The organism is Ferrimonas sp. SCSIO 43195, from assembly GCF_023716685.1.
Classification (GTDB): domain Bacteria; phylum Pseudomonadota; class Gammaproteobacteria; order Enterobacterales; family Shewanellaceae; genus Ferrimonas; species Ferrimonas kyonanensis.
Map to the genome: position 1 here is coordinate 4,083,430 of NZ_CP072679.1, position 15,848 is coordinate 4,099,277.

The 15,848-nt window shown below is 59.5% G+C and carries 12 protein-coding genes; 7 read left to right on the forward strand and 5 right to left on the reverse strand.

What is annotated here, in order from left to right:
• Positions 1–186 precede the first annotated feature (186 nt).
• Together J8Z22_RS18805 and hldE are read right to left on the reverse strand one after the other, a co-directional pair.
• Positions 187–1,020, reverse strand: coding sequence for a hypothetical protein (locus tag J8Z22_RS18805; protein ID WP_028114445.1), 834 nt, complete (start codon positions 1,018–1,020; stop codon positions 187–189).
• On the reverse strand, positions 1,020–2,453 hold the full coding sequence (hldE, locus tag J8Z22_RS18810; protein ID WP_252007552.1) for a bifunctional D-glycero-beta-D-manno-heptose-7-phosphate kinase/D-glycero-beta-D-manno-heptose 1-phosphate adenylyltransferase HldE: 1,434 nt from the start codon (positions 2,451–2,453) through the stop codon (positions 1,020–1,022). The genes J8Z22_RS18805 and hldE overlap by 1 nt, the downstream gene beginning before the upstream one ends.
• 95 nt (positions 2,454–2,548) lie before the next feature.
• On the opposite strand from hldE, the gene lpxL reads away from it, so the two are divergent.
• Entirely contained in the window at positions 2,549–3,472 is a 924-nt protein-coding gene (lpxL, locus tag J8Z22_RS18815; protein WP_028114443.1) for an LpxL/LpxP family Kdo(2)-lipid IV(A) lauroyl/palmitoleoyl acyltransferase, read from the forward strand.
• Positions 3,473–3,523: 51 nt separating this feature from the next.
• Here the strand turns inward: lpxL and J8Z22_RS18820 are convergent, their stop codons facing one another.
• Together J8Z22_RS18820 and glnE are read right to left on the reverse strand one after the other, a co-directional pair.
• Positions 3,524–3,994: a hotdog fold domain-containing protein gene (locus tag J8Z22_RS18820; protein ID WP_028114442.1), complete on the reverse strand. Its 471-nt coding sequence runs from the start codon at positions 3,992–3,994 to the stop codon at positions 3,524–3,526.
• Between the two features lie 61 nt (positions 3,995–4,055).
• Positions 4,056–6,875, reverse strand: a complete 2,820-nt coding sequence (gene glnE, locus J8Z22_RS18825) for a bifunctional [glutamate--ammonia ligase]-adenylyl-L-tyrosine phosphorylase/[glutamate--ammonia-ligase] adenylyltransferase (RefSeq protein ID WP_252007554.1) — start codon at positions 6,873–6,875, stop codon at positions 4,056–4,058.
• A gap of 67 nt (positions 6,876–6,942) precedes the next feature.
• Here glnE and J8Z22_RS18830 point away from each other — a divergent pair, with 67 nt between their 5' ends.
• On the forward strand, positions 6,943–7,833 hold the full coding sequence (locus tag J8Z22_RS18830; protein ID WP_156897112.1) for a hypothetical protein: 891 nt from the start codon (positions 6,943–6,945) through the stop codon (positions 7,831–7,833).
• A gap of 7 nt (positions 7,834–7,840) precedes the next feature.
• Positions 7,841–8,668 (forward strand): potassium channel family protein, encoded by an 828-nt coding sequence (locus tag J8Z22_RS18835; protein ID WP_252007557.1) that lies wholly within the window; start codon positions 7,841–7,843, stop codon positions 8,666–8,668.
• On the opposite strand, the gene J8Z22_RS18840 is transcribed toward J8Z22_RS18835, so the two are convergent.
• Positions 8,586–9,500: an inorganic triphosphatase gene (locus J8Z22_RS18840; RefSeq protein ID WP_252007560.1), complete on the reverse strand. Its 915-nt coding sequence runs from the start codon at positions 9,498–9,500 to the stop codon at positions 8,586–8,588. The genes J8Z22_RS18835 and J8Z22_RS18840 overlap by 83 nt on opposite strands.
• A gap of 235 nt (positions 9,501–9,735) precedes the next feature.
• Here J8Z22_RS18840 and J8Z22_RS18845 point away from each other — a divergent pair, with 235 nt between their 5' ends.
• The 4 genes from J8Z22_RS18845 to putA all read left to right on the forward strand — a co-directional run bounded on the left by J8Z22_RS18845 (position 9,736) and on the right by putA (position 15,840).
• Positions 9,736–10,416 (forward strand): TIGR00153 family protein, encoded by a 681-nt coding sequence (locus J8Z22_RS18845; RefSeq protein WP_028114439.1) that lies wholly within the window; start codon positions 9,736–9,738, stop codon positions 10,414–10,416.
• Positions 10,417–10,443: 27 nt separating this feature from the next.
• Positions 10,444–11,712, forward strand: coding sequence for an inorganic phosphate transporter (locus J8Z22_RS18850; RefSeq protein ID WP_252007563.1), 1,269 nt, complete (start codon positions 10,444–10,446; stop codon positions 11,710–11,712).
• A 71-nt stretch (positions 11,713–11,783) separates the two neighbouring features.
• On the forward strand, positions 11,784–12,410 hold the full coding sequence (locus J8Z22_RS18855; protein ID WP_252007566.1) for a TIGR04211 family SH3 domain-containing protein: 627 nt from the start codon (positions 11,784–11,786) through the stop codon (positions 12,408–12,410).
• Between the two features lie 259 nt (positions 12,411–12,669).
• The gene (gene putA / locus J8Z22_RS18860) at positions 12,670–15,840 is read left to right on the forward strand and encodes a bifunctional proline dehydrogenase/L-glutamate gamma-semialdehyde dehydrogenase PutA (protein WP_252007568.1); all 3,171 of its coding nucleotides are present in this window, start codon (positions 12,670–12,672) and stop codon (positions 15,838–15,840) included.
• The last annotated feature ends 8 nt before the right edge of the window (positions 15,841–15,848 follow it).

Below are 15,848 nucleotides of genomic sequence, written 5' to 3' on the forward strand. Positions count from 1 at the left end.
CCCATCGCCGCCGAACCAAGATCCAGCGGCGATGGGCGGTCGTTGTCGTCAAGGCGGGGGGTTTCCCGTCGCTGCCGGGAGGTCAAGCCCGGCAGTAACCACAATGTAGCAACTTTCACACCAAAAAGTTAAATGATTGATTGGTTTGAGATTTTAAATTTGGGGTCAGCAGGGCAGTGACGAAAATCACCGTGAATTAGCGGATTTCACCATCATCGACTCCACCCGCTGACGATAGCTTGGGTAGTCTGCCGCCAGCAACAGCGACAGGGTCGGCTCCAGCATTCGCCACCAACGTTGCACCAGCGGCGGTGGCACATAGGGAAAGCCGCTGCTGTGGGGCGAGCCGCCAAATTGACGCTGGCCCAGCATGCGGTAATGATTCAGGTCTGACAGGGTAAAGCGACTCTCGAGCAGCATCGACTCGAACGATGCCTCGGCGGCACGCTGCAATCGCCGTGGCTGCGACAACCAAGGATACAGCACCGGCACACTCCAGTGGCTCCAGTCCGGTGCCGATTGAATCAGATTGATGTTGCGCAGGTGATACAGGCGCCAGGCCATGTCAAGCTCGCCGCGGCGGGCGCTCTGCCAAAGCAGATGCAGATCGGCCACCACTTCGTCGGCCCAGGGGCTGGGCCAATGGGGGGCTCGAAACGCCTGTCCCAGAGAACGGGGCAGCAGGTGCCCCTGTTCATGAGCCAGGGCCAGAGACGGGCTATGAACACTGGGCCATTCGATGACCCTGCCGTCCAGCAACACGATGTGTGGTTGGGCAATGCGACGACGATCGGTCACGATCAGTGCCTGCTGTTCGAGCAGCAGGGTTACCGCACCCTGACCGTCCAGTTGCCGGCTCAAATGGGCGGCCTGTTGCTCGGCAGACTGCCCCCAGAGGGACGGAAACGATCGCCGCAGTGACGGCGGCAATGACGCCACACAGGCCGGCAGTTCGGCGCGATCGCACACCGGCGCCGACGGCATGGTCAACCCTGCCGCCAACAGCAGGGTAACAAGCATCAATCGGCCCGGGACTGAATTGAGTTGATAATGGCCGTGGTGGAGCAGCCATCCTCAAAGCCCAGAATTTTAACCTCGCCACCGTTGGCCATCACCTCCTGACCGCCGGCAATCTCCTCGACCCGATAGTCACCGCCTTTGACCAGTACCGACGGCAACACCTCACCGATCAACCGCTGCGGGGTGTCTTCAGCGAACGGTACCACCCAATCCACCGCACCCAGTCCAGCCAGGACCGCCATGCGACGATCGACGCTGTTGACCGGACGGCCGTCCCCTTTCAGCTTGCGCACCGAGGCATCGGTATTGACCGCCACGATCAGGCGATCCCCCAACTCCCGCGCCTGTTGCAGGTAACTGACGTGACCGGCATGGAGAATGTCGAAACACCCGTTGGTCATGACCACGGTTTCGCCGCGAGCCTTGGCACTGTCGACCGCATACTTGAGCTGGGCTTCCGACATCACCCCGTAACCGCCCTCCTGATGGTTATGGGCCACCGCCTGCCCCAGTTCCAGCGCCGAAACCGTCGAGGTGCCCAGCTTACCGACCACCACCGAGGCCGCCGCATTGGCCAGGGCGCAGGCCTGATCCAGCGGCGAGCCGGCCGCCAGCGCGGTCGCCAGCGCCGAGATCACCGTATCGCCGGCACCGGTGACGTCGTACACTTCACGGGCGGCGGCAGGCAGATGCAATTCCGGTTTTCCCGGCTCCAACAGGGTCATCCCTTTTTCCGAGCGGGTCACCAGCAAGCCATCCAGTTCCAGTTGCTGAATCAGTGCCTGGCCCTTGGCCACCAGATCCGCTTCATCGGCGACCGGTCCCACCACCTGCTCAAATTCGCTCATATTGGGGGTCAACAGGGTCGCGCCGCGGTACTTCTCAAAATCGCTGCCTTTAGGATCCACCAGTACCGGAACTCCGGCCTGGCGACCGAGTCGCACCAGTTCACCGACGTCGGTCAGGGCGCCCTTGGCGTAATCGGACAGCACCAGGGCACCGACGCCAGGCAGCAACGACTCGGTGCGCTCGGCGATCAGAGCCGGATTGATGGGAGCAAAGGACTCTTCGAAGTCCAGCCGAATCAGTTGCTGGTTGCGGGACAGCACCCGCAGCTTAGTGATGGTGGGCCACTGAGCCACCTCCACCAGAGATTCACGGACACCCAGGCCTTCGACCCCTTTTCTCAGGGCATCGGCGGCTTCATCCTTCCCCACCAGCCCCACCAATTGAGCCTGGCCACCCAAGGCGGCAATGTTCAGGGCCACGTTGGCGGCACCACCGGGGCGATCTTCGATCTGCTCCACCTTGACCACAGGCACCGGCGCTTCCGGTGAGATGCGGCCAGTAGGGCCGGTCCAATAACGATCGAGCATCACATCACCGACGACGAGCACTCGGGCTTGATCAAAAGCAGGCAGGGAAACTTTCATAGCGAATCTTAGTTAAATGCAATGCAGCAAAGTGTATCACAGCGCCCCGCAGGGCTGTTAGAATACCCAGCTCACTCTTTTTTAATGGGATTACCATGGTCACCGACGCTCAATTTGATCGTGCGTTTCTGCACCCCAGATTCTGGCCCATGTGGCTCGGCATTGCCGTACTCAAGGTACTGGTTTTATTGCCCTTGCCAATCCAGTGGCGGCTGGGGAAAGCCCTTGGCGGCGTATTGAAACGGCTGTTGAAAAAACGCGCTCATGTGGCTCGGGTGAATCTGAAGCTGTGTTTTCCTGACAAAAGCGACGCCGAGCGGGAAGCCCTGCTCGATGCCAACTTCGCCGAAACCGGCATGGCGCTGCTTGATTGCGTCAACGGCTGGTGGTGGAGCGATGCCCGCATTCAAAGCCACATGACCCTGAAGGGGATGGAGCACATCGATCAGGCTAAAGCGGACGGCCAGGGAGTGATCCTGTTTGCCGCTCACTGCCTGATGCTGGAGCCCGGCGCCCGGCTGTTCGGTCAGCACTGCCCCGGTGTGGGCGTCTACCGGCCCCACAACAACAAATTCATGGAATACCTGCAGGTGAAAGGTCGACTGCGTTCCAACAAGGGGCTGATTCCAAAGAAAGAGGTTCGGCAGATGGTCAAGGCGCTGCGGGCTGGAGAGGTGATCTGGTATACCGCCGATCAGGACGCCGGCCGAAAAGGGGCGGTGTTTGCCCCCTTCTTTGCCGTAGACCAGGCCGTCACCGTGACCGGGGCCTCGACCCTGGCCAAGCTGGGTAAAGCCAAGGTGATGCCGTTCTTTGTCGAGCGCAATGCCGATCACTCCGGCTACACCATCGAGGTGTTGCCACCTCTGGAGAACTTCCCCGGCGACAGTGATCAGGCCGATGCCGAACGCGGCAATAAGATTCTGGAGTCATTGATCAGCCGCCGTCCTGAGCAGTACATGTGGCTGCACCGGCGCTTTAAAACCCGGCCCAACCCGGACGATCCCAAATTCTACTGACCCCTGCTGACGCCCGCTTCATCGCGGGCGTCTGTCCATTGACCGCCTGGCTCAGTGGCGAGCCGGCTTCTCCGACAACCACAGGTTGATCACCCCTTTGACCACCACCGTACCTTGGTCATCGTAAGCGGTGACGCTAACCGGCAGGTTACCCGGTTGCCAGGCATCGGCATCGGTCTCGGCCACACAGCGAATGTCTGAGCCCGCCTTGGCGGTGTAGTCCAGGCTCATCCCTTTGGGAATCCAGCGCAGGTGCTTAGGTATCGACGCTTCGGCCACCAGCCCCATCGCAATCTCCAGACCATTACAGATGGCGATCACGTGCACGGTGCCGATGTGGTTCTCGACTTTGCGCTTCTTGGGGATCACACAACTGGCACGGTTGGGCTCCAGCCCATCGAGACGGGCGGAGATGGTTTTAAAGTAGGGAGCCTTGTTGGCCACCACCCGCATCAGCAGCCAATCACCAAAGGGCAACACCCCGAGTCGCTTACGTAACTTGAGCAGATAGTTGTCTGACATACTCTTCCTTGTCACTGGTCGGATCAGTTTAGGGTGATTATTCCCGCTACTGTGATCAATGTCAAAAAATCGCCTGCCACAACGCCGCCACTTGCTCACACAGCGGCGGCCGGTCCTGCAGCGCAATCACCCCGCTTTGCCCCGCCAACACCAGGTGGTGATTGCTGTCGCGAATGTCGGTATAGGTGCGCACCAGCAAGTCGGCCTGCTCGGCGCTGAGCAAGCCTTTCTCCAGCGCCAGTTCCAGAATCCGGACATTGTCGGACCAGCGGGTCAATTCCGGCATCGCTTCGCCGTGGGCCAGCACCAGGTATTGAGTAATGAACTCGATGTCAGTAATGCCGCCGGGGCCTTGTTTCAAGTCAAACTGGTCGGCGCCGCCTTTGAGCAGGTGATCGCGCATCTTCTGACGCATCTCAGCCACCTGCTGGGTCAACACCGACCGATCGCGGTGCTGACACAACACCTGCTCACGAATGCCGTTAAACTGTTTCACCAACTCCGCGTCACCGTACACCATTCGCGCCCTCACCAGGGCCTGATGCTCCCAGGTCCAGGCTTCCTGGCGCTGATAGTCGGCGTAACTGTTGATGTGGCTCACCAGCAACCCGGAGGCACCGGAAGGCCGCAGGCGCATGTCCACCTCGTACAAAATGCCGGACAGGGTGCGAGTGGAGAACAAGTGCAGCACCCGCTGAGCCAGCTTGAGGTAGAAATGACCATTGTCGATAGGCTTGTCGCCGTCGGTGCTGCCCGGTTGGGCGTTATGCAGAAATACCAGATCCAGATCCGAGCCATACCCCAGCTCCAGCCCCCCCAACTTGCCGTAGGCCACCACCGCAAAGCCCTTGTCCGGACCGACCCCCGCCGGCGCTCCGTGGCGCACCAGCAGCTGTTGCCAGGCCTGGTTGACCACCTGCTCGATGATGGCTTCGGCCAACCAGCTCAGGTGATCACTGACTTTCATCACCGGCAACACTCCGGTGACATCGGCGGCGGCGATGTGCAGCTGACTGATCTGCTTAAACTGCCGCAATGCTTCCATCTGCTGCTCCATGTCCTCCTCAGGCACCCGCATCAGGAACTCCCGCAGCTGGGCCGCGTAGCCATCCTGGGGCAGCACCTGATACAGCTGCATGGGATCGATCAGTTCATCGAGCAGGATCGGATAGGCCGCCAGCTGTTCGGCGATCCAAGGGCTGGCAGCACACAGGCGCACCAACTGCTGCCGAGCGGCGGGGTTTTCCAGCAGCAACTCCAGGTAGGTGGTCCGGGTTAAAATGGTGGCCACCACCGCCACCGTGCGCTCAAACAACTGCACCTGGCCGACATTGCCCGCCAGCTCCAGCAGCAGCCTCGGCATCAACTTGTCCAGGGTATCGCGTCCCCGGGGGCCGATGGTGCGACGGGAGAACTCGCTGCGAATCCGCATCAACGGCGCCGCCAGCTCGGCCTCCAGCCCCTGTTCAGTCAAGATGGCGTCCACATCCGGCTCCGGGTGCTGCCACAATGCCGGCAGCTCACCCAGCTCCTCCTCGTCCTGCTCGCCACCACCGATGGTCTCCTTAAACACCATATGGATGCCATCCATATGGGTCTGAATCTGTTCCAGCAACTGCGGGTAATCGGCGTACCCCATGGTCAGCGCCAGCCGCAGCTGATCCTCCGGGTTGTCCGGCAGGGTCTGTGTCTGTTGATCCGCCAGCGCCTGCAACAGGTTTTCCAGCCGCCTTAAGAAACGGTAACCGTCATGGAGGCGACGAAAATCCTGACCGGTAATGCAGTTACTGCGCTGCAGCTCCGCCAGCACCGGCAACAGTTGCTGACGCCGAAGTGCTGGCTCCCGGCCGCCGCGGATCAGTTGGTGAGTCTGCACCACGAACTCCACCTCACGAATGCCGCCGCGGCCAAGTTTAATGTTATTGGTCAGGGCGCTGCGCCTGAGCTGAGACTCGATCAACGCCTTCATCCGCCGCAGGGCATCGATGGCGGAAAAGTCCAGATAACGACGATAGATAAAGGGTCGCAACAACTTCGCCAGCGCGTCTCCGGGTTCGCTGGCCCCCATCACCCTGGCCTTGACCATGGCGTAACGCTCCCACTCACGCCCCTGTTCCTGATAGTAGTCCTCGATGGCATCGAAGCTGACGGCCAGCGGTCCGGCCTCGCCAAAGGGACGCAGCCTCATGTCTACCCGGTAGCAGAAACCGTCACCGTCCACGTCGGCCAGCAAACCGATCAGCTTCTGCCCGAGACGAATAAAGTACTGCTGATTGTCCAGTTGTCGGTCGCCGTCGGTGCTGCCGTTCTCCGGGTAGGTAAAGATCAGATCGATGTCAGAGGAAAAATTCAGCTCACCACCGCCCAGCTTACCCATCCCAAGAATCAACAGGCGTTGCCGTTCCCCCTCGGCGTCACAGGGGTAGCCGTAGCGCCCGGACATAAACTCCGCCAGCCAGTCGCGGCTGGCCACAATCAGCGCCTCGGCCAGCTCTGACAGGTGGGCCAGCGATTCGTCCAGTCCGGCGTAGCCGAGAATGTCGCGACTGGCGATCAGCATCATCTGCCGCTGCCTGAACTGCCGCAATGCCCGCTTGGCCTCGGCTTCTGACTGACACCGGGCCAGTGTTTGTGTCAACTCGGGCAGGTACTGAGGATGCCGCAGGTGCTGTGACAAGGACTCAAAGAACGGTGGCAACCACTGGCTGTCGCGGCTCATCTGGGTACCGATGAAATCAGAGATGGCGAACAACAGCAGCAATTGCTGCCGCTGCAATGGCGGCAGATTTGCCGCCGCCGCGGAATCCAATCGGCCAAAATGATGCCGAGCCTGCTGCTGCAGCGGCGAAGGGAGGTTGTCGAACTCAAACGGCAGGCTCATAATAACTTCCTGTGATGACGGATTTTTCTGCGATTACCTTAGCAGAAACCAGGGAGGAAGGCAGCGGGTGACAATGGCTCAATGGTGGCAACCAGACTGGGGATACCTGGGTTTGGATATCGGTGTCAGTCTGGCGCTGTTTACCCTATTACGCTTCAGCCAGGGCTGGTGGGAGGGGGTCAGCAGTCAGCAGGAACTGGCCGACCGTGACAACGTTGCCTTTGGCATCAGTACCTCTGGGTCGTTGCTGGCCATGGCCATGGTCATCAGTGGCATCCTGCCGCGGACGGCCGCGGCCGGTTATCTCGAGCAGGGACTGAGTCTGGCCAGCTTCGGCCTCGGTGGCCTGCTGCTGATCCGCATCAGCCTGTGGGTCAACGACCGTTTCGCCATCGATCGGGTCGAGAAGAAAACCCAGATACTGGCGGGCAACCTGGCCATGGCTCTGACCGATGCCAGCGCCGCCATCGCTGCTGCCCTGGTGGTGCGCGCCCTGCTTCAACAACTGACCCCCGCCCCCAACTTCATGGCCTTCATCAGCTACAGTCTCCTCTACCTCGCCAGCCTGGCGCTGCTGACCGCCATCAGTCACGGTATTCAGTGGCTGCACAACCGCCGAAGCTATGGCCCGTTTCAGCAAGCCATTGGTCAGGACCAACGTTCGGTGGCCCTGAACCACAGTGGCATCATCCTGGCCTCGGCCATGGTGATGGCCAATGCCATCCCTCTGACCGATGGCAACGTTCATCAGCCGCTGTCCCTGTTGTGGCAATGGCTAAGCATCAGCCTGGTAGGCCTGGTGATTCTGGTCCTGTGGCAGCGGTTGCTCAGTACCTGGGTGATGCTCAAGATCAATCCGGACAAAGAGATTGCCCTGCAGGACAATGGCGGTATCGCCGCCCTTGCCGCCGCCCAATGGATCGGCGTGGCCTGGTTACTCGATGCCATCATGAATTGAGAGAACTATGAATAAAGACTCACTAAGCCCCAGAGAACTGGGAATGATGCTGCTGTCGCTGCTGTCGGTGATCATCGTGCTGGTCATCGCCTTCAACGACGAAACCAAGGAATCGATTCGGCTGTTGATCCTGCTCGATTTCGCCATCTGTATGGTGTTCATCAGCAACTTTTTCTGGGGGTTGTTTAAATCGGATCACAAGGGGCACTTCATTCGCGACCACTGGATCGATCTGGTTGCCTCGTTGCCGATGATCGAACAACTGCGTTACGCGCGGATTTTTCAAGTGCTGCGGGTCATCCGCCTGGTGCGCATGAGCCGATCGCTGTTGACGCCGTTTCTGCAGCACAAGCGGGAAACCACCGTCACCAGCCTGCTGGTGGGGCTGGTCACGGTACTGACCCTGTCGTCGGTGCTGATTCTGCTGTTTGAAGACGGCGTGGCGGGCGCCAACATCACCACCGCCGAAGACGCCATCTGGTGGTCGTTGGTGACCATCTCCACCGTGGGCTACGGCGATTTCTATCCGGTGACCATGGAGGGACGCGTCATCGGCGCGGTGGTGATCGTCTGTGGCGTCAGCTTCTTCGGCATCGTCGCCGGTTACCTGGCGTCGGTGTTTGTCTCCCCCGAAGAGGAAGAAAAGCTGCACCAGCAAAACCAGCAGCTGCAGCAGCGCTCCGATGAGCTTGAGCGACAGCTCAAGCATCTGCATCAACAAAATGAACAGATTCTGGCCCGGCTGGAAACCCTTACTCCGGCTCCTGCGCCAGTACCCGTGCCAACAACGCCAACTGAGCCTGACCATAGCCCGGATTCGCCAACAACGCCCTGAGCCGACGCTCGGGGTCCTCGGCGTCCATCAAAGATTGTCCCAGCGCCCCCAGGCGCATCGCCAGCGCCGGCTCAGTGGCCATCAGCGCCTGGGTCAGCGCACTGAACTGAGTGACCAAAGCCTGGCAGGCAGCGGCCCCCCCGGCCAGCAAAACCGATTCATTGGCCTGCCAGGCCGCCAGCCCCTGCGCCAGGCTGGGGGCCGCTTCCGTCTCCAGAGCCATCGGCGGCTGCAATCCCGCCAGCCGGTAGCCCCTGGCCGCTTTACTGGCCCGCCCCAGGCGCAGCGCAAATCGCTGTGCCAGCCCCTGGGCCAGGGTCAGCGCACTGGCCAGCGAGCCCTCGATCAGCTCCAGCTCCAACTCATCGATGGCGTCACTACGACCAGCCGCCAACACCTGCCCCTGATCCAGCGCCACCTCCAGCCGAGTACCGTCCGCCAACAACAGTTCGATGGCGTGACGCTCAAAATTGGTGGCAAACTGCTGCTGCAACTGACGCTGCAATTCGGCCACGTCCGCCCCCTGCCACACCCCGGCCGGAAACGCCCTCAAGTCCGGCCAGTCACCCTCGAGGTCAAGGTTATACTCCGGCCGACTGTGGACACCGGCGACCGAGGTACCGGCGGTTTTAATGGTTTGTTCACGGGCCAGGCCCTTTTGGCGTACCCTTAGACCAATGTCCATTCGACGCAGATCCAGGGCCGGCGTATCGAAATAGCGATTAATTAGGTAGTGCCGTGATTCTCCCAGCACCTGGCCATGCTCCGACAGGGCATCGACGAGGTGATGGTGGTTCACCCCGGTCAAAAGAAGCTTTAATTCAGTTTCCATAAGCAGTTAAAATTAGTGAAATCTTCAATTTACTGTCAGCAAGGTGTCACATTGTCATATAAGTGTCACACAACTGTCCTAGGATTCGCCCGGCCTTGAAAATCGATGCGTTTATAGCGCATGGTTCTAAAACGAACCCCCCAAGGTCGACTATTTGATGTTGCTTATATTGGTGCATAGGGTAACATGCGCGCGCCAATGCAATTGAGCTCAATACCCAGAAGGTTATTTGGCTATGCCAGTGAACTCGATCTTAGGTGTCTTTGCAAAGTCACCGATTAAACCGCTTCAAGAGCACATGCAGAAAGTGCATGAAGCGTCCAAAAAGCTGATTCCATTTATGGAAGCGGTAATCGACCAACAGTGGGATGACGCCCGCGCCCTGCAAGCGGAAGTAAGCCGCCTGGAACGCGAAGCCGACTCTCTGAAGCGGGAGATCCGTCTGACCCTGCCCGGGGGCCTGTTCATGCCGGTAGAACGTACCGACATGCTCGAGCTTCTGACTCAGCAGGATAAGATCGCCAATAAGGCCAAAGACATTGCCGGCCGCATTATTGGACGAGAGATGGTGATGCCTGCAGAACTACAGGAAGATTTAAAAGCCTATCTACAACGCTGCATTGACGCAGTATCTCAAGCCGCCAAGGCCATCAACGAACTGGACGATCTTCTGGAAACCGGCTTCCGTGGCCGTGAAGTGAACCTGGTCGAAGAGATGATTCAGCAACTGGACCGCATCGAAGACGACACCGATCACATGCAGATTATTCTGCGCCGTCGTTTGTTCAGCATTGAGGACACCCTTAATCCTGTGGATGTGATGTTCCTGTACAAAATTCTTGAGTGGGCCGGCGATTTGGCCGACCAGGCAGAGCGTGTAGGCTCACGTCTGGAGTTGATGCTCGCTCGCGCATGATGCGAAAACAATAGTTAAGGTTTTACCATGGTTGAAGTACTGGTAAATTACGGCCCCTGGTTGATTTTGGTGGCTGCAGTATTCGGTTTTCTGATGGCTTACGGTATTGGCGCCAACGACGTCGCCAATGCGATGGGAACCTCGGTGGGTTCCGGCGCACTGACCATTAAGCAGGCCATTATCATTGCAATGATTTTCGAGTTCGCGGGTGCCTATCTGGCTGGTGGCGAAGTGACCTCGACAATCCGTAAGGGGATCATCGATTCCGCCTACTTCGTCGATAGCCCAGAGCTATTGGTGTACGGCATGATCTCCGCTCTGTTGGCTGCCGGCATCTGGCTGGTTGCGGCCTCCTTCCTCGGTTGGCCGGTGTCCACCACCCACTCCATCATTGGCGCCATCATCGGTTTTGCCTCCGTGGGAGTCGGGGTTGACGCCGTCTCCTGGAGCAAGGTTGCCGGCATCGTCGGCTCCTGGATTGTGACCCCCGCCATCGCCGGCTTTATCGCCTATCTGATTTTCCAAAGTGCCCAAAAGCTGATTTTTGATACCGAAGATCCGCTCAAGAACGCCAAGCGCTGGGTGCCTTTCTACATGGGTCTGGCTGGCCTGGTGATCTCTCTGGTAACCATCAAGAAAGGTCTGAAGCACGTCGGTCTGCATTTCGACAATGCCGAAGCCTGGGCGCTGGCCCTGCTGGTTTCGGTGATTGTTGCCATCATCGGTAAGTTCTTCATCGGCCGTCTCAAGCTCGACCCCAGTGCCAACAAAGACACCCACTTCGCCAACGTGGAGAAGGTGTTCGCGGTACTGATGATCGTCACCGCCTGTGGCATGGCCTTTGCGCACGGCTCTAACGACGTTGCCAACGCCATTGGTCCGCTGGCCGCCGTGGTCTCCATCGTCCACGCCGAAGGTGCCATTACTGCCAAAGCCGGTCTGGCCTGGTGGATTCTGCCTCTGGGTGGCGTCGGTATTGTTATCGGTCTGGCGACCCTGGGCAGCCGGGTAATCACCACCATCGGTAAGAACATCACCCACCTGACCCCAAGCCGTGGCTTCGCCGCCGAACTGGCCGCCGCGTCGACCGTAGTGATCGCCTCCGGTACCGGCCTGCCAATCTCCACCACTCAGACTCTGGTCGGTGCGGTATTGGGTGTGGGCATGGCTCGTGGCATCGCCGCCCTGAACCTGGGCGTGGTACGCAACATCGTGGTGTCCTGGGTCATCACCCTGCCTGCCGGTGCGGGTCTGTCGATCGTAATCTTCTACCTGATTCGCGCCATTATGGGTTAATATCAGGGTAAGATAATACCCGCTGTCTTAACGGGCAGCGGGTTTTTTTGGTTTTGAAAAGGCACAAAAACATGCGCAAGACATTAGCAGGTTCTGCTTTTCTGCTCAGTCTTCTGTTTGCAGTAGGCGCGCCGGTAAAGGCACAAGAGTTCAGTATCTCCGAAGACATCTACGTCTACCTGGTCGCCGGGCCCGGCACTCAGTTCCGCATCCTGGGGTCGGTCTCCGCCGGCACACCGGTCACCCCCACCGGGGAGACTCAGGGTGACTACGTCCAGATCACCGATGACAAAGGCCGCACCGGCTGGATCAAGCAGGATCAACTGGCCCAGAGTGAGAGTTTTCGCCTGGCGGTTCCTCGCCTCAATCAGCAGGTCGACAACCTGCAGCAGCAACTTCAGCAACAGCAGCAGCAAAACAGCCAGTTGCTGAGTCAGGTTGAGCAGTTGAACAGCCAACTCGAGGACGGCCAGCGCTCGGCCATGAACGTCGAGGCCGATCTGAAAACCAACCTCGACGCGCTCTCCATCGAGAATGAGCAGCTCAAGCGAGAAAACAAGAGCATGAAAAACAACGAACGTTGGCAGTGGCTGCAGCAAGGGGGCATGGTGGCCGGCGGCGGTCTGCTGGTGGGGTTGATTCTGGCCTACCTGCCACGACCTCAACGTCGACGCAAATCCCAGGGTGGCTGGGTCTAAGACGGTCGGCCCAATTTGAGTGATTAATGACTCAATAGGCTGATTCTAAAGCCATTACTCCTCATGCTACCGCGACAGTTCAGGCGCCCCACAGGGGCGCCTTTTGTTTGTCCGCCGACCACTGAATAATCCTTAGCCAAGAGCTGTTCCAGGTCACAATTTAGCGATATACTGTGCGCGCCATTGGCGCGGATTGTATACAAAAATAACCCAGATCACAGCAATTCGTGCCCCCCCCATGGAATTAGAGGGACACGCGATGTTTAAAGCAAGCCAAGTACTGGCTAATGGAACCCCTGCGGATCTCAGCAGCCTGAGAGAGGCCATTAGCCTCAATCACTCTGCCGATGAGCAGGGCTATCTGAAAGAGCTACTGCAGTTGGTTCCGCAGGACCAGCAAACCCTAACCCGCATCACCACTCGGGCCGAGGCCTTGGTAACCGAGGTCCGCAGCGTCGAGAAGAAGGGACTGACCGTCGGCATCGATGCCTTCCTGCAGGAGTACAGCCTCGACACTCAGGAAGGCATCATCCTGATGTGCCTGGCGGAGGCGCTGCTGCGCATTCCCGATGCCGCCACCGCCGATGCCCTGATTGAAGACAAACTGTCCGGTGCCAACTGGGCCAAACACCTGAAGGGCTCAGAGTCGGTGCTGGTTAACGCCTCCACCTGGGGGCTGATGCTCACCGGCAAGGTGGTCACTCTGGACAAGACGCTGGACGGCAACCCCAACAACCTGCTGGCGCGACTGGTAAACCGCGTCGGCGAGCCGATCATTCGCAAAGCGATGTACGCGGCCATGAAGATCATGGGCAAGCAGTTTGTGCTGGGACGCAACATCGACGAGGCACTGAAAAACAGTGATGCCAACCGTGGCATCGGCTACACCCACTCCTACGACATGCTCGGCGAGGGCGCCCTGACCCAAAGCGATGCTGATCGCCATTTCCGCGAGTACAGCCAAGCGATCAATACTCTGGGCAATCATCGCTATAACAACAGTGACGCTCCCCTACCCAGCATCTCGGTCAAGCTGTCCGCCATCCATCCCAAATACGATGCCGCCAACGCGTCACGGGTGCTGGATGAGTTGTACCAGACCATGATCAAGCTGATCACTCAGGGACGACAACTGAATGTCGGCATCACCCTGGATGCGGAAGAGGCGGATCGGCTGGAACTGTACCTGTCCCTGTTTGAAAAGCTGTATCGCAGCGACGCCAACCGCGGTTGGGGCAACTTCGGCGTGGTGGTCCAGGCCTACGCCAAGACCGCCCTGCCGGTCCTGTGCTGGTTCAACGCCCTGGCGAAAGAGCAGGGGGATCGCATCCCGATTCGACTGGTAAAAGGCGCCTACTGGGACACCGAAATCAAGCACTGCCAGCAACTGGGAGTGAAAAACTACCCGGTCTACACCCGCAAAGCCGCCACCGATGTCTCCTACCTGGCCTGCGCCCGCTTCCTGTTGTCAGAACTGACCCAGGGCAACATCTACCCGCAGTTTGCCAGCCACAACGCCCACACCGTGGCGGCCATTCTAGATATGGCTGGCGAGCGGGAATTTGAGTTCCAGCGTCTGCACGGCATGGGCCAGGAGTTGTATGATCCGGTGATCCGCCAGCATCACCCACGGGTACGCATCTATGCCCCGGTGGGCGCCCATGAAGACCTGTTGCCCTACCTGGTTCGCCGGTTGCTGGAAAACGGCGCCAACACCTCGTTTGTGCACAAACTGGTGGATCCCAACACCCCAGTCAGCAGCCTGATCGCTCACCCGGTCAGCACCCTAACCGCCTGCGCCACCCTGCATAATAATAAGATTGTTCTGCCTGCGGCCATCTTTGGCAATGAGCGTCAGAACTCGAAAGGAATCAACATGAACATTGCCGCAGAATCCCGCCCCTTCTTCGCCAAACTGGACAGTTTTAAAGACAGCCAGTGGCAGGCCGCCCCGCTGGTGGACGGCGTCGCCCTGCTCTGCGGCGAAGAGCAATCGGTCACCAGCCCGCAGAACCACACTCACAAGGTAGGCCAGGTGCACTTTGCCGATGCCGACACCATCGAGAAAGCGGTTCAGGTCGCCAATGCCAGTTTCCCAGTCTGGAGCCGCACCGACGTGGATTTGCGGGCCAGTGCCATCGAAACCCTGGCCGATCTGCTGGAAAGCCACCGGGAGGAGCTGATCGCCCTGTGCACCCGCGAAGCGGGCAAGACCCTGCAGGACGGCGTCGACGAAGTGCGGGAAGCGGTGGACTTCTGTCGCTACTACGCGGTACAGGCCCGAAAGATGCAAGGTGAGCCGACCACCCTGCCCGGTCCTACCGGCGAACTGAACGAACTCTTCGTACAGGGACGAGGCACCTTCCTGTGCATCAGCCCCTGGAACTTCCCGTTGGCGATCTTCCTGGGGCAGGTGGTCGCGGCCCTGGTTACCGGCAACACGGTGATCGCCAAACCGGCGGAACAAACCAGCCTGATCGCCTACCGGGCGGTGCAGTTGGCTCACCAAGCGGGTATCCCCACCGGTGCGCTGCAACTGCTTCCTGGTACCGGCGCCCTGGTTGGTGGCACCCTCACCGGTGACGACCGCATCGCCGGCGTCTGCTTTACCGGCTCGACCCAGACCGCCAAGGTGATCAACCGCTCACTGGCGGGCCGGGAGGGGGCCATCGTCCCCCTGGTGGCGGAAACCGGAGGCCAGAACGCCATGGTGGTCGACTCCACCTCCTTGCCAGAGCAGGTGGTGCTGGATGTGGTGCAATCGGCCTTTGCCAGTGCCGGCCAGCGTTGCTCGGCCCTGCGGGTGCTCTACGTGCAGGACGACATCGCCGACAAAATGATTGAACTGCTCAAAGGCGCCATGGCCGAGTTGCATGTGGGCAACCCGGCCCTGTTCAAGACCGACCTCGGCCCGGTCATCGACGCCACCGCCCAGGCCAACCTCAACGGCCACATCGACCGCATCGGCAAAGAGGGCACACTGATCTTCCAGACGCCCCTATCGGCGGAGTGCGACCACGGCCATTTCGTTCAGCCAACCGCGGTCGAGATTCGCCACATCGGTCAGCTGGAAAAAGAGCACTTTGGTCCGATCCTGCATGTGATTCGTTACCCGGCCAATCAACTGCAGCAAGTGGTGGATGAGATCAACAGCACCGGCTTTGGCCTCACCCTGGGGATCCACAGCCGCAACGAGTCTCACGCTCAGTCCATCGCCGATCAGGTTAACGTCGGCAACGCTTACATCAACCGCAACCAGATTGGTGCCGTGGTCGGAGTACAACCGTTCGGAGGCCAGGGCTTGTCCGGAACTGGCCCTAAGGCGGGTGGTCCTCACTACCTGACCCGGTTTGTCACCGAGAAGACTCGCAGCAACAACATCACCGCCATTGGCGGCAATGCCACCCTGCTGTCTCTCGGCGATGGCTAACCCGTCCG